Source organism: Comamonas sp. A23 (assembly GCF_004522605.1).
Taxonomy (GTDB): domain Bacteria; phylum Pseudomonadota; class Gammaproteobacteria; order Burkholderiales; family Burkholderiaceae_C; genus Comamonas; species Comamonas thiooxydans.
In genome coordinates this window covers 241,819-256,136 of sequence record NZ_RSDT01000001.1, presented here as the reverse complement: position 1 = coordinate 256,136, position 14,318 = coordinate 241,819, and the positions used below count along the sequence as shown (strand labels likewise).

Below are 14,318 nucleotides of genomic sequence, written 5' to 3'. Positions count from 1 at the left end.
CGCCGCTCCTCAGTGCGCCTGGCGCTTGATCAGCCCCATGGTCTTGCCGATGATGCCCAGCATGACCTCGTCGGCACCGCCGCCTATCGAGCCCAGACGCCCGTCGCGGTACAGGCGCGAGACGCGGTTGTCCCAGGTAAAGCCCATGCCACCCCAGAACTGCAGACAGGTATCGGCCACTTCACGCGTCAGCCGCCCCGACTTGAGCTTGGCCATGCTGGCCAGTTGCAGCGCATCCTGGCCCGCCATATATATCTGAGCGGCACGATAGGTCAGTGCTCGCAGCGCCTCGACTTCGGTCTGCAGCTCGGCCAGCTTGAACTGCACCCATTGCTGATCGATCAGGGTGCTGCCGAACATCTGCCGCTGCTGTGCCCACTCGATGGTCTGCTGAATGCAGTCCTCCATGGCGAGCAGGCCGCTGGCCGAGGCCCAGAGCCGCTCCTCCTGAAACTGCTGCATCTGATAGATGAAGCCCTGCCCCTCCTGCCCAACCAGATAGCGCTGCGGCACGCGCACCTCGTCAAAGAACAGCAGGCCCGTGTCCGAGGAGTTCATGCCGATCTTGCGCAGCTTCTGCGCCACTTCCACGCCTCTGGTCAGCTTGCCGCGCGGGCCCTCCCGCAGCGGCACCATGATGAGACTTTTGTTCTTGTGCACCGGTCCATCGCCGGTGTTGACCAGCATGCACATCCAGTCCGCCTGAATGCTGTTGGTGATCCACATCTTCTGGCCGCTGATGACGTAGTCGTCGCCATCCTTGCGGGCATGGCTTTTGATACCCGACACATCGCTGCCCGCACCGGGCTCGCTCACGCCTATGCAGCCCACCATATCGCCCGCGATGGCGGGCGCCAGAAACTGATCGCGCAAGGCATCGCTGCCAAAGCGTGCCAGTGCGGGCGTGCACATATCGGTCTGCACGCCAATGGCCATGGGCACGCCGCCGCAGCGGATATGGCCCAGAGTCTCGGCCATCATCAAGCTGTAAGAGTAATCCAGCCCCGAGCCGCCATAGGCTTCTGGCTTGGTCAGGCCCAGCAGGCCCAGATCGCCCAACCCCTTGAACACCTGGTGCGCCGGGAAGATCTCCTCCCGCTCCCATTCATCGACATGAGGATTGATCTTCTCGTCGATATAGCGCTTGAGGGTCTTGCGCACTTCCAGATGTTCATGGGTCCATTGCATGGCTTGTCTCCGTCGAGTCCTGTTTGGAAGAAAAGGGAAAAGGTGCGGTACTACATACGCGCGACCCCGAACTGCATGGGGCGCACCGTGCGCTGCTGTGCTTCGTACAAGGTCTGCAGGCAGAACGAGAGCACTTCGCGGGTGTCGCGCGGGTCGATCACGCCGTCATCCAGCAACAGCCCGCTGGTCACCAGCGCATCGGCCTGGGCCTCGAACATGGCCACGATCTGGTCGTACTGCTTTCGCATCAGCTCGGCATCCACAGGCAGCCCCTTGCGTGCCATGGCGGCCTCGGTGACCTGACGCATGGTGCTGGCCGCCTGCTCGCCGCCCATCACCGCCGTCCTGGCGCCGGGCCAGCTGAAAAGAAAGCGCGGCGCATAGCCGCGGCCGCACATTCCGTAGTTGCCCGCACCGAAGCTGGCCCCGCACTGGATGGTGATCTGCGGCACGGTGGCATTGGTCACGGCCTGGATCATCTTGCTGCCGTGCTTGATCATGCCGGCCTGCTCGCTGTCCTTGCCCACCATATAGCCCGTGGTGTTCTGCAGATAGATGATGGGATGACCGAGCTGGCACATCCATTGGATGAAATGCGCAGCCTTGTTGGCACCAGCCACATCGATGGGACCGTTGTTGGAGATCAGGCCCACGGCATGGCCCCCGATATGCGCCTGCGCACACAGCGTGGCCGCACCGTAGCCGGACTTGAACAGCAGCAGCTCGGAACCATCGACCAGCCGCGCCATGACTTCGTGCATATCCACTGGCTCGCGATGGTGTGCCGGCATCAGCCCCAAGAGCTCATCGGCCTGGTAAAGCGGCTCGACGATTCCTGAGCCAATAGCCTCCCGTTTGGATATATCAAGCGCTTCAGGCCTTTTCCACTGAGACAGCTGAGACACCACGGCGCGTGCCATGCCCAGGGCTTGGCGGTCGTCCTCCGCGAGATACTCGCCCAGCCCCGAGACACTGGTGTGCATCTCGGCACCACCCAGCTCTTCCTCGGTCGCAATTTCACCGGTCGCCGCCTTGAGCAAGGGCGGCCCGGCCAGAAAGGCACGCGAGCGACCGCGCACCATGATGACCACATCCGACAACCCCGGCATATAGGCACCGCCAGCCGTGCCCGAGCCATGCTGCACGGTGATGACAGGCAAACCTGCGGCCGACAACCGCGCCAGGTTGCGAAACAAGGCACCGCCCATCACAAAGCCCTCGACGCGGTAGCGCATGAGATTGGCGCCTGCACTCTCCACCAAATGAATAAAGGGCAGCTTGTTCTGCAGCGCGATCTCCTGCACGCGCAGCATCTTGTCCAGGCCTTTTTCCTGGATGGCTCCCGCCTCGATGCCCGAGTCGCTGGCCACGACCATGCAGCGCACGCCGCTGACAAAGCCGATGCCCGCCAACATGCCGCCGCCGGGCACGGATTTTTCAGGGTCTGCCCTGTCCTGCAGATAGCCTGCCAGTGAGCACAGCGGCAACCAGGGGGCACCCGGGTCCAGCAGCAAGGCCACGCGCTCGCGCGGCAGCAACTGGCCGCGCTTTTCAAACTGCGGCTTGGAGCGCTGCGATGCCTGCGCTGCGCGCTGCTCCAGCTCACGCAGCGCGGCGATGCGCGCCAGCGTGGCGGCCCGGCGCTGCTGCGCCTGCTCGCCGGCTGCATTCCATTGCGATGCAAAGACGCTCATGACTGAAACACCTTGGGAGTCTGGTAGAGAGAAAAGCCGTCAAATGCACGCACTGCGCCGCGTTGCTGCACCTCGGCACTGGCGGCCACCGGCCCCATGCCCATGCGCACCTGGGGACGGGCGCCATCGACGCGCAGCACCGTGCCGCTGATGAAACTGGCTGCGGGACTGAGCAAAAACACGATGGAGGCGGAAACCTCGGCCTCGTTGCCAAAGCGCCCCGCCGGCACGGTAGCGGGCATCTTGCGCAGCATGGCTGCCGCTTCGGGTGGGTAATGATCCATGCCGCTGGAGGCGATGTAGCCGGGTGCGATGGCATTCACACGCACGCCATGGGGCGCCCATTCCGCAGCAGCCGTCTCGGTCAAGCTGACCATGCCTGCTCGCGCCGCGCCGCTGTGCCCCATGCCCGGCATGGAGCCCCACATATCGGCCACCATGTTGACGATGGAGCCCCCATGCTCTGCCATGTGTTGCACAAAGCATTCGCGCGCCATGAGGAAGCCGCCTGTGAGATTGGTGTCCAGCACGGCCTGCCAGCCCTTGGCTCCGATGCTGGCCAGGGGGGCGATGTATTGCCCACCCGCGTTATTGACCAGGGCGTCGATGCGCCCGTGGCGGGCCAGAACCTCGGTCACCAGCGCTTTGACGGCAGCCTCATCCCGTATATCCGCGCCGTGCCGGCTGACTCTATCTTCCGATACTCCGGCCTGCTGCAACTCGGCTTGAACAGCAGCCAGCTTGTCCTGATTGCGTCCCACCAAGGCAACTGTGGCGCCCAGGGATGCCAGCTCGTGCGCAACACAGCGGCCGATGCCCGAGCCACTACCGGTCACCACAACCACCTGCCCCGCAAACAATGCGGCACGGAATACGGATCGGTACATCAGTGCTCTCCAATGAATAAGGCCAGGGCTTGCTCGGTCAACTCATCCAGCGTCAGCCCGCGGCCCTCGGTAAACCATTGAGCCGTCCAGTTCAACGCACCGAAGATCAACAGGCGCGCAATCTCGGGACTGGCCTTGAGCTTTCCCGTGTGATGCAGCGCCTGCAGTGCAGGCATCCACTGCGCCTCGTATTCGTCTTTTTGCGCCCCCACATCCACACGCTGCTCCTCGCTGAGCAGCCGCCATTCGTAAAGCATGACGGGGATGAAGTCGCTCTCGGGCCCGACCATGATCTGCAGGTGATTGCGCACCAGGGCCCGCAGGCGCTGCACACCGCTGGCACGCGCTGTCAGCCCATCGAGCGCGGCGGCCTGACTCGCTGCAGCCTGCGCCATTCCGTCACGCATGACCGCATGCAGGATGGCCTCCTTGCTCTCGAAAAAATAAAACAGGGAGCCTGGCTGCATGCCTGCGGCTGCGGCGATGTCGCGTGTGCTGGTGCCGTGAAATCCGCGCTGTCTGAACAGCTGCGCCGCGACCTTCACCAGCTCGCCACGACGCATGCTTTCATTGCGCTCATCGGCCGATTTGGGTGGCCTGCCGCGACCGCGCTTTTTTGCTATGACTGCTTCATGACTTGTTTGCATGAGACGCAGCATATCGGCCTTTGCTATTTTTACCAATCATTTGATTTGTAAAAATAACTAGGGCTTGTACGCAAGGGTTTTCAAGCAATCAGCTCTCAACCGGCCTGGCACGGTAAAGGCCTGGCGAGCTGCCCGTCCAGCCCTTGAAGGCACGCTGAAACGCCGCTGCGTCGGCAAACCCCAGGTCTGCCGCTAGCTCCGTAAAACTGACTTTGCTGGTTCCCAGACGGGAGACCGCGATGTCTCGGCGTAGCTCATCCTTGATGGCCTGAAAGGAGGTGCCCGCAGCCGCCAGCTTGCGCTGCAGCGTAGGGGCCGACATGTTCAGCTCGGCGGCCGTGGCTTCCAGCCCCGCCCACTGCGGACGCGACTGCAGCAAATGGGCATGCACACGGGCATCCACACCTTCTCCCGTACGCGGCGGCATGATGGCTGCCGCCGGCCAGCTGGCCACAAAGGTCTGCAGTGCCTGCTCGTCGCGACTGCAGACACGGGCGAGCTTGCGCGCATCAAACCAGAATGCCGAAAACGGCAGACCGAAATGCAAGGGCGCAGGAAAGGTATCGCCGTAGTCGTTGGCGTAATCAGGCTGGCCGAAGGCAAAGTCAAAGTGCTGCACCTTGAGCGTACCGCCCATCAGCCAGGTAGTAAGCCGCCACAGCACGCGCAGGGAAAACTCATAGAGGAAATTGGGCAAGGGCTCATCGCCCACAGGGCGCAGCACAATGCCTGCCAGCGCTCCATCACGCACCAGTTGCACATCTACCTGATCCTGCAGCAGCACATGGGCCTGGCACATGCGCTGCAACGCGGTCTCCATCCCGTGCCCTGACAGGGCCTGACGCGCAATCAGCTCCAGGCTGCCGCGCTTGAGCGGTCTGGAGAACTGGCACATGGCCTCATCCCCCAGCATCTCCACCACTCGCCACATCAGAGCCACATACTGGTCTGCCGTGACTCTGGCGCCGTCCTGCGCCAGCAGCAAAGGGGCTATGCCGGCACGCAGCAGCAGCTCCTCGCAGTCATGGCCGCGTCTTCTCACCCCGGCAGCAATACCCCGCACCAGCGCCATGGAGATCGTGAAAGGAATGATGGAAGCAGCAGCCATGAACAGATCACATTGAGGTCTTTTGACATACGAAAGATGCGCTCGGCAATGGGTTTGCGCATCGGTAATTCCTACGATGGCTCTCATTGCCCAACACCTGTTTGCCACTTTCCCAAGGAGCCTCCATGAGTCGCAATGTGTTTGTTGCCGGCGTAGGCATGATTCCATTTGCCAAGCCCGGAAAGAGTGATCCCTACTTCCAGATGGGCTCCAGCGCCACGTCCCTGGCGCTGGCAGATGCAGGCCTCGCGTATGACGCAGTGCAGCAAGCCTATGTGGGCTATGTCTACGGTGACTCCACCGCCGGGCAGAGAGCGCTGTATGAGGTGGGCATGTCCGGCATTCCCATCATCAATGTCAACAACAACTGCTCCACCGGCTCGACCGCACTGTTCCTGGCACGTCAAGCCGTGGCCAGCGGCGCTGCCGACTGTGTGCTGGCCCTGGGGTTCGAGCAGATGACCCCTGGCGCACTGGGCTCGGTCTTCAGCGACCGGCCCAGTCCCTTTGACCGATTCGAAGCGGAAACCGATGCCCTGGTCGGCGATAACGGCGTGCCACTGGCCCTGCGCTACTTCGGCGGAGCAGGCAAGGCGCATATGGATCAGTACGGCACGCAGCTTTCCACCTTTGCCAAGATCCGCGCCAAGGCCAGCCGCCATGCAGCGCGCAATCCCCTGGCCCTGTTTCGCACCGAGGTGTCAGAGGAGGAGGTCATGGCCTCTCCCGTGATGTGGCCGGGCGTCATGACCCGGCTCATGGCCTGCCCACCGACCTGCGGCGCGGCGGCGGCCCTGCTGGTGTCGAAAGCCTATGCGCTCAAGCATGGCCTGGACCACAGCGTGCGCATCCGCGCCCAATCCATGACCACGGACAGTCCCAGAACCTTCGAGGCCCACGACATGCGCGAAGTGGTGGGCTTCAGCATGGCACAGGATGCTGCGCGCCAGGTCTATGAACAGGCCGGCATCAGCCCCCAGGACGTGGACGTGGTGGAGCTGCATGACTGCTTTGCACAGAACGAATTGCTGACCTACGAGGCCCTGGGCCTGTGCCCTGTGGGCGGCGCGGAAAAGTTTGTCTGTGACGGCGACAACACCTATGGAGGCAAGTTTGTGACCAATCCCTCGGGCGGCCTGCTGTCCAAGGGCCACCCGCTGGGCGCCACCGGCCTTGCCCAGTGCACGGAGCTGGTGCAGCAACTGCGCGGCCGCGCCGATCAGCGCCAGGTTGCCAATGCCCGCCTGGCGCTGCAGCACAACCTCGGCCTCGGTGGCGCCTGCGTGGTCACCCTCTACGAGCGCGTCTGAAGGAGTGGCCAATGATTGACACCCAATGGATAGGGCATGCCCTGCCCTCTTCCGAGCTCAGCCTGGACCGCAGCCGCCTGCGCTTCTTTGCCAAGGCCATCGGTGAAAACAACGCCATCTATACCGATCTGGAAGCCGCCCGCGCAGCGGGCTACCCGGACCTGCCCGCGCCCCCCACCTTTTTGTTTGCGGCGGAGATGGACAGCGGCGCGTCCGACCTGCTCCTGCAAACCCTGAACATCCCGATCGCCAAGATCCTGCATGGCGAGCAGAGCTTCTGCTATCACCGGAGCGCCTGCGCCGGAGACCGCATCACAGTGCAGTCCAGGATCGATGACATCTACAGCAAGAAGAACGGCGCACTGGAATTTGTCGTGAAGTCATCGCGCGCTGTCAATCAGGACAACGAGTTGGTGGCCGAGATGCGCTCCGTCATCGTGGTTCGCAACTAGAAAGGGCCGGCAATGAACACCCCTCGCTACGACAAGGTCCAGGTTGGAGATGCACTGCCGACCCTCGAACTGTCCCCGATCAGCCGCACCACGCTGGCCTTGTTTGCCGGAGCCTCGGGCGACCACAACCCGATTCATATCGACACCGACTTTGCGCGCAAGGCCGGCATGCCCGATGTGTTTGCCCACGGCATGCTGGGCATGGCCTGGCTGGGGCGGCTGCTGACCAACTGGGCGCCGCAATCCAGGCTGCGCCGCTTCGACGTGCGCTTTCAGGGCATTACCCATCTGGCCAATGCGATCTCGTGCACGGGCCGCGTTATGGAAAAACGAGATGCGGACCGCAGCGTCCGCGTCGAGGTGCAAAGCAGCAACCAGCATGGCCAGACCAAGATCACGGGCGATGCCTGGATCAGCCTGCCCTGAGAACGTATTGATTCGCCCAAGGAGACAGCAATGACAGGAAAACTCGACGGCAAGGTAGCCCTGGTTTCAGGATCGGGCCGCGGCATAGGCCGCAGCATCGCCCTCAAGCTGGCCAGCGAAGGCGCACGCCTGGTCATCAACGACCTCGATGCCGAACCCGCCAATGAGACCCTGGCCCTGATACGCGAGATGGGCGGCGAGGCCGTTGCCTGCGTGGGCAATGTCACCCACACCGACTTTGCCGAGCGCTTTGTTGGCGCCGCCGTCCAGCAATACCAGGGACTGGACATCATCGTCAACAACGCCGGCTACACCTGGGACAACGTCATCCAGAAGATGAGCGACGAGCAGTGGTACGCCATTCTCGACTGCCATCTGACGGCACCGTTTCGCATACTGCGTGCGGCCCAGCCTGTTATCAGGACCTTATCCAAGACCGAGCTGGAAGCTGGCCAGCGCGTCATGCGCAAGGTGGTCAATATCTCATCGGTAGCGGGCCTGTTCGGCAATGCGGGCCAGACCAACTACTCCGTGGCCAAGGCCGGAATCACGGGCATGACCATGACGCTGGCCAAAGAGTGGGGACGCATGAACGTCAATGTGAACTGCGTGGCATTCGGACTCATCAAGACCAGGCTGACCAACTCCGCCGCCAATGGCGAGACGGCCCACATCGAAGGCCGCGACATCAAGGTAGGCGTGAACCCCGGCCTGATGGCAGCCATGGAACAGACGATTCCCCTGGGTCGCGCCGGCACGCCCGACGAAGCGGCGGGTGCGGTCTACCTCTTTTGCCAACCCGAGTCGGACTACATCAGCGGCCAGACCTTGATGTGTACCGGCGGCCTGACAGGGGCCTGAACATGCTGCTGCCCAAACCCTTTCAACATGCCTGGATGAATGCAGATATCGATGCTTTCAGAGAGCAGGTAAGCCGCTACATAGAGCGCGAGCTGGCACCCCATGTACCCGCCTGGCGCGCTCAGGGTTACGTGCCGCGCGAGATCTGGCGCGGCTTTGGCACATATGGCTTTCTGCTGCCCGAGATGGACGAGCAATGGGGTGGCGGTGGCGGCAATCTGGCCTATCAGTTGGTGGTACAGGAAGAGCTGACCAAGGCCGAGGTACATGCCATCACCAGCGTGCACACCATCGCCTCGCACTACCTGCTGGCCTATGGAACCGAGGAACAAAAGCAGCGCTGGTTGCCCAGGCTTTGCAGCGGCGAATTGCTGGCCGGCATCGCCATGACCGAACCCAGCGTGGGCTCCGACCTCAAGGCCATGCGCACACGGGCCCAGCGCGATGGCGAGCACTACGTCATCAATGGCTCCAAGACCTTCATCACCAATGGCTACACGGCCAATTTGCTGGTGGTGGCCGTGCGCACCGGAGATGCCGGAAGCGGCGGCGTATCGCTGGTGGTGCTGGAGACGGAAAACCTGCCCGGCTTTCGCGTGGGCCGCAGGCTAGGCAAGATCGGTCAACATATTTCGGACACTGCCGAGCTGTTCTTTGAAGACCTGCGCATACCCGTCAGCCACCTGCTGGGAGGCACCGAGGGGCAAGGCTTCAAGCAACTGATGAGCCAATTGCCCTATGAACGCATGCTACTGGGGGTCAGCGCCGCTGCAGCCATCGAGATGGCTGTTGCACTGACCGTGGACTACACCCAGCAACGCAAGGCATTCGGCCAGACGATTGCAGATTTCCAGAACACGCGCTTCAAGCTGGCCGAATGCGCCACCACGGCTCATGTGGTGCGCAGCTTTGTCAACGACTGCATACAGCGCCTGCTCGACGGCACTCTGGATAACGAGGCCGCCTATATGGCCAAGTGGTGGTGCAGCGAGCAGCAGTGCAAGGTGATGGATGAATGCCTGCAGCTGTTCGGCGGCTACGGCTATATGGAGGAATACCCCATCGCGCGCCTGTACACCGATGCCCGGATCCAGAAGATCTACGGCGGCGCTAACGAAATCATGAAGGACCTGATCGCCAGACGCCTTTTCGCCCAATAGCCTCGCATTGATCGCTTTCTCTGTTTCAAGAAAGGCCAGCCATGTATCTCACGCAAAGCTTGCGTCGCGCCATGCAGCAGACGCCCCATGCCACAGCCAGCATCTACAACGGTCGCAAACGCAGTTTTGCGCAACTGGGGGAGCGGGTCGCCCGCTTCGCTGGTGCGCTGCAGGCGCTGGGCGCCCAGGCCGGGGACCGGGTCGGGATTCTGAGCCTCAACTCAGACTGGTATCTGGAGTACTACATGGCCTGCTACTGGGCAGGCGTGGCCGTCAACCCCATCAATATCCGCTGGAGCGCCAACGAGATCGCCTACTCCCTCGATGATTGCGACACCCGCCTTCTGCTGGTGGATGACAGTTTCGCGCCTTTGACACCGGAGCTCCTCAAGCTGTCCCGCTCTCTGCAGACGCTAATCCATCTGGGCGATGGCCCTGCCCCGCAGAACATGCTCTCCTATGAAGCGCTGGTGGCAGACAGCAGCCCGGTTGAAGACTCCATGCGCAGCGGCGACGATCTGGCCGGCGTCTTCTATACCGGTGGCACCACTGGCTCTCCCAAGGGGGTCATGCTCTGCCATCGCAATCTCTATACCAATGCCATTTCGGGTGTGTCGTCACAGATCGTGCGCGCAGGCAGCATTGGCCTGCACGCAGCCCCAATGTTCCATCTGGCTGACGGTGCGTTCATGAATGCCCTGTTCGCCGCAGGCGGCTGCCATGTCATGGTGCCGCGCTTCGATCCTCTCGCGGTACTGCAGGCCATCGCCAGCACCGGCGTGACCGATACGCTGCTGGTGCCCACCATGATTCAAATGCTGGTGGACCACCCCGATCTGCACAAATATGATCTGAAGTCGCTGCGTCAGATGGCTTATGGAGCCTCACCCATCTCCGAGGGCCTGCTGGACCGGGCCATGCGGACCATCCCCGACGTGGATTTTGTGCAGGCCTATGGCATGACGGAGGTATCCCCCATCGCCACCATTCTTTCCGCCGAGATGCACCGCGAGCCAGGCCGAGCCAAGGGCCGCCACCGCAGCGCCGGACGCGCCACTGCCTGCACCGAGGTGCGCATCGTCGATCCCGAAGGGCGGGAGGTGCCACGTGGCGAGGTCGGTGAAATTGTGGTTCGGGGCCCCGGAGTGATGCTGGGCTACTGGAACAAGCCCGCCGAAACCGAAGCCGCCATCCGTGATGGCTGGATGCATACGGGCGATGGCGGCCGCATGGATGACGAAGGCTACGTCTTTGTCGTGGACCGCATCAAGGACATGATCGTTACCGGTGGCGAGAACGTCTACAGCATCGAGGTGGAGAGCGTTATTGCCACCCATCCTGCCGTGGCCTCGTGCGCCGTCATAGGCATTCCCCATGAGCATTGGGGCGAGCAGGTCCATGTCTTCATCGTGCTTAAGCCCGGACAGAGCCTGGAAGCCCAGGAGCTGATCCATTTCTGCAAGGAGCGCATCGCCGGCTACAAATGTCCCCGTGATGTTTCCTTTGTCGAGGCCATGCCGCTATCCGGTGCAGGCAAGATCCTCAAAACCAGCTTGCGGGCCCCGTTCTGGGCCCATCATGAAAGAAAGGTCACCTGATGTCTGATCTGGTTCTCTGGGAAGTTCGTAACGGCGTAGGTCATATGGTCCTGAACCAGCCCGAGCGGGGCAACGTGATCAGCACGGCCATGGCTCACAACCTGAAGGCAGTGGTAGAGCGGGCCTGCAACGCGGATATCGGTGCCCTGCTCATTTCCGCAAGCGGTAAGCAATTCTGCGTCGGGGGCGATATCAGCGAGTTTGGCGAACATCGCGAGCGACTGGCACCGCTGATCGGCGCCATGCTTGATCTGCTCAACCCTGTCATGCATCAGCTGGCCAGCTTGCCGCTGCCAGTCATCAGTGCCGTGCAAGGCCCTGTCGGAGGTGGCGGCATCGGGCTCGCACTGTGTGCGGACCTGGTACTGGCCAGCCGTCACATGTTTTTGCGCGGAGGGTACTCCGCCATCGGCCTGAGCCCGGATCTTGGTGTATCGGGCTATCTCACCCGCCGTGCCGGTGCTGCCAGGGCCAAATACATTCTGATGAGCAACCGCGCCGTCGCGGCCGAGGACTGTCTGCGCATGGGCCTGGTCGACGAGCTGCACGAGCCCGAACAACTGCTCACGGCGGCAACCGCGCTGGCCGAAGAGCTTGCCGGCGGTCCCACCAACTCCCTGGCGGGCATCAAAAGCCTCTGTGACTCGGCACATCGGCAAGATCTTCAGCAGCAACTGAGTGCCGAGCGCGAAGCCATGCTGGCCTGCGCCCGCTCAGGCAACAGCCTCGAAGGCGTGACTGCCTTTTTGCAAAAGCGCAAGCCCGTTTTTCAGCGTCGCTGAATCGTTTGCCTGTTTTTTAGGCGCAACAGGCAAAGCCTTGCCAGTCAAGGCTTTGCGCATTTATTCCGATATTTACCCACAGGCCAGACCACATGTTCTGGGGATAAGCACGAAGCTGGTGTGTAATCACCGACATGCCCCGATTGATTGCACCCAGCAAGGACGAAAGTGCCCTGCTCCCTCCGTTTCTGGAATTGCCCGAACATGCAATCCACATACCGCAGTCCGAAACCGAATTTGAAGCCGCCTTCAAGGCCATGAATGCCGAGCCCGTGCTCGGCTTTGACACGGAAAGCAAACCCATCTTCAATATTGGCCAGCAAGACAGCGGCCCTCATCTGGTGCAGCTTGCCACGGCCAGTCAGGTCTGGCTGCTGCAACTGCATAGGCCCATGGCTCTGGAAGTATCGCGCATGGTGCTGGCTGCAGAACATATCTGCAAGGTCGGCTTCGGGCTCGATAACGATAAACACTCCCTGCCCCGCAGGCTGGGGGCGCCGCTGATCAATATTCAGGATCTGGACAGCCGCTTCAAGCGGCTAGGCTATGGCCCATCAGTGGGTGTGCGCGCCGCCGCAGCGCTGGTACTCCAGCAGAGCTTTCGCAAGTCCAAGCGCACCACCACCTCCAACTGGGCTGCCACAGAACTCAGCCCGGCCCAGCGGCGTTATGCCGCCAATGACGCCCATGCTCCGGTCGTGATCTATGCCCGCCTGCCCGCCTGGGAAAGCACACAACCCGTCCTTGCCCGACGCGGCCCCCGGAGTCCGAGGTCGTGAACGTTCAGCCCTCAGATCGCGAAAAGAAGCCAATCGTCAAAGCACCATAGACTCTGCGCCCGACAGCGGGATTCAGGCAAACATTTTCCATTGCAGCTCGCTCTCGTCCTGCGCAGAACTCATGACACAATCCCGCCCTGCCTTCTTGGCCTGGTATAGCAGCGCATCGGCCCGAGCCAGTGCCTGCTCGAGATCCTGTGCGGAACTGAGTGCAGCGATGCCAAAACTGGCTGTTACCCTGAGTTGCGCAGCCAATCCTCCGAGCACCTGGCTTTGCAAGCGCTCACGCACACGCTCCACAATGGCTTGCGCTTCGAACAGCTGCACTCGGGAGAGCAGCAAGACAAACTCCTCTCCGCCGAAGCGGGCAACCAGATCGCAGTCTCTGACCTGCTGAGTCAGCAACTGTGCCAGTTGCTGTAGCACCTGATCGCCGGCCGCATGGCCCCAGTTGTCGTTGATGTATTTGAAATGATCGATGTCCACGGCAACCACGGCCCAGGGCACCAGCCGCTGATCGGCCAAGCGCGACTCTGCGGCCTCCATGAAGGCGCGGCGATTGAGCAGGCGCGTCAAAGAGTCACGGTTGCGCTCTTCGCGCAATGTCGTCATCACATCCCTGACCGAGCAGGCCAGCAGTCCTACCGCAAACCACATCGCAAACAGAAGCGCTATGGCCTGGGTGAGCAACCAGTATCCAGATCGGGTCAGCTCCTGCACTTCGTGAACGGGCAACAGACTTACGGCCGCCGGCCTGAACAAGGCATAACAGACGTTGAGCCCATAGGCCCAGCGCACGCCACGCTCCAGCCAGTCCTTTGACGAATCGGCCTTGAGAAATGCCGGCATGGCCAGGGCCAGCTGCAAGGCCATGGCCAGAGCCAGGCACTGCACGCGGACCCACAAATCATTCTCGATCCGGGAAAAATAGAACAGCGCGGACAGGGCGGCGACAGCGATCAACAGGCCGCAGGGCACACTCGCCCCTGCAGCCCCCTGCCTCAGGGACACCCCTTGCGCCAGCGACCAGGTCCCCAGCAGATACAGACATGCCGTGGCGATTGCAAACTGGCTCAGCTGCGCATTGCTCATCAGGCTTTGCGCAGCCAGAGCCGTCGCAAGCAACACATAACCGCCCACCAGCCAGAGCAGGAACAGCGCACGCGGCTGTCGGCGCTGCACATACCAGCAAGCCAACAAGGCAAACCCGAACAACACCACGCAAGCCGGCGCAATCAAGGCAAAGTACAAATCTGCAGGCTGGCCCAATTTAGGTTCTCCGCGCAGGAAACTGTGAATTCAACGTCGTCCATTCTCCGGCGAGAAGTATCTCCAATATTCCAATACAGCGCTCGCTTTCACTCTGGCATAAGCACATAGCCATTAGGTCGTTCTCCTGAGTCAACGTCCTGCCCATAATCAATGA

The 14,318-nt window shown here is 61.9% G+C and carries 14 protein-coding genes; 8 read left to right on the top strand and 6 right to left on the bottom strand.

Going from position 1 to position 14,318, the window contains the following annotated elements; translation table 11 throughout:
* Positions 1 to 9: 9 nt before the first annotated feature.
* The 5 genes from EIC84_RS01260 to EIC84_RS01240 all read right to left on the bottom strand — a co-directional run bounded on the left by EIC84_RS01260 (position 10) and on the right by EIC84_RS01240 (position 5,524).
* Positions 10 to 1,188 (bottom strand): acyl-CoA dehydrogenase family protein, encoded by a 1,179-nt coding sequence (locus EIC84_RS01260; RefSeq protein ID WP_003069771.1) that lies wholly within the window; start codon positions 1,186 to 1,188, stop codon positions 10 to 12.
* 50 nt (positions 1,189 to 1,238) lie between these two features.
* The gene (locus EIC84_RS01255; RefSeq protein ID WP_003069769.1) at positions 1,239 to 2,882 is read right to left on the bottom strand and encodes an acyl-CoA carboxylase subunit beta; all 1,644 of its coding nucleotides are present in this window, start codon (positions 2,880 to 2,882) and stop codon (positions 1,239 to 1,241) included.
* Positions 2,879 to 3,769 (bottom strand): SDR family oxidoreductase, encoded by an 891-nt coding sequence (locus tag EIC84_RS01250; RefSeq protein WP_003069767.1) that lies wholly within the window; start codon positions 3,767 to 3,769, stop codon positions 2,879 to 2,881. The genes EIC84_RS01255 and EIC84_RS01250 overlap by 4 nt, the downstream gene beginning before the upstream one ends.
* Positions 3,769 to 4,416, bottom strand: a complete 648-nt coding sequence (locus tag EIC84_RS01245; protein WP_231879627.1) for a TetR/AcrR family transcriptional regulator — start codon at positions 4,414 to 4,416, stop codon at positions 3,769 to 3,771. The genes EIC84_RS01250 and EIC84_RS01245 overlap by 1 nt, the downstream gene beginning before the upstream one ends.
* Before the next feature lie 88 nt (positions 4,417 to 4,504).
* Positions 4,505 to 5,524 carry an AraC family transcriptional regulator gene (locus EIC84_RS01240; RefSeq protein WP_003069763.1) on the bottom strand — a complete coding sequence of 340 codons (1,020 nt, stop codon included), beginning with the start codon at positions 5,522 to 5,524 and terminating at the stop codon, positions 4,505 to 4,507.
* A gap of 125 nt (positions 5,525 to 5,649) precedes the next feature.
* Here EIC84_RS01240 and EIC84_RS01235 point away from each other — a divergent pair, with 125 nt between their 5' ends.
* The 8 genes from EIC84_RS01235 to EIC84_RS01200 all read left to right on the top strand — a co-directional run bounded on the left by EIC84_RS01235 (position 5,650) and on the right by EIC84_RS01200 (position 12,892).
* Positions 5,650 to 6,834, top strand: a complete 1,185-nt coding sequence (locus tag EIC84_RS01235; protein ID WP_003069761.1) for a lipid-transfer protein — start codon at positions 5,650 to 5,652, stop codon at positions 6,832 to 6,834.
* An 11-nt stretch (positions 6,835 to 6,845) separates the two neighbouring features.
* Complete coding sequence (locus EIC84_RS01230) at positions 6,846 to 7,286, top strand: MaoC family dehydratase N-terminal domain-containing protein (RefSeq protein WP_003069760.1); 441 nt, start codon at positions 6,846 to 6,848, stop codon at positions 7,284 to 7,286.
* Between the two features lie 12 nt (positions 7,287 to 7,298).
* Complete coding sequence (locus tag EIC84_RS01225; protein ID WP_003069758.1) at positions 7,299 to 7,712, top strand: MaoC family dehydratase; 414 nt, start codon at positions 7,299 to 7,301, stop codon at positions 7,710 to 7,712.
* A 30-nt stretch (positions 7,713 to 7,742) separates the two neighbouring features.
* On the top strand, positions 7,743 to 8,573 hold the full coding sequence (locus tag EIC84_RS01220; RefSeq protein WP_003069756.1) for an SDR family NAD(P)-dependent oxidoreductase: 831 nt from the start codon (positions 7,743 to 7,745) through the stop codon (positions 8,571 to 8,573).
* A gap of 2 nt (positions 8,574 to 8,575) precedes the next feature.
* The gene (locus EIC84_RS01215; protein ID WP_003069755.1) at positions 8,576 to 9,733 is read left to right on the top strand and encodes an acyl-CoA dehydrogenase family protein; all 1,158 of its coding nucleotides are present in this window, start codon (positions 8,576 to 8,578) and stop codon (positions 9,731 to 9,733) included.
* Positions 9,734 to 9,774: 41 nt separating this feature from the next.
* Entirely contained in the window at positions 9,775 to 11,331 is a 1,557-nt protein-coding gene (locus tag EIC84_RS01210) for a long-chain fatty acid--CoA ligase (RefSeq protein ID WP_003069753.1), read from the top strand.
* Positions 11,331 to 12,113, top strand: coding sequence for an enoyl-CoA hydratase/isomerase family protein (locus tag EIC84_RS01205; RefSeq protein ID WP_003069750.1), 783 nt, complete (start codon positions 11,331 to 11,333; stop codon positions 12,111 to 12,113). The genes EIC84_RS01210 and EIC84_RS01205 overlap by 1 nt, the downstream gene beginning before the upstream one ends.
* 134 nt (positions 12,114 to 12,247) lie before the next feature.
* The gene (locus EIC84_RS01200) at positions 12,248 to 12,892 is read left to right on the top strand and encodes a 3'-5' exonuclease (RefSeq protein ID WP_012837841.1); all 645 of its coding nucleotides are present in this window, start codon (positions 12,248 to 12,250) and stop codon (positions 12,890 to 12,892) included.
* Positions 12,893 to 12,964: 72 nt separating this feature from the next.
* On the opposite strand, the gene EIC84_RS01195 is transcribed toward EIC84_RS01200, so the two are convergent.
* Positions 12,965 to 14,161 (bottom strand): diguanylate cyclase, encoded by a 1,197-nt coding sequence (locus EIC84_RS01195; RefSeq protein WP_003069744.1) that lies wholly within the window; start codon positions 14,159 to 14,161, stop codon positions 12,965 to 12,967.
* Positions 14,162 to 14,318 lie beyond the last annotated feature (157 nt).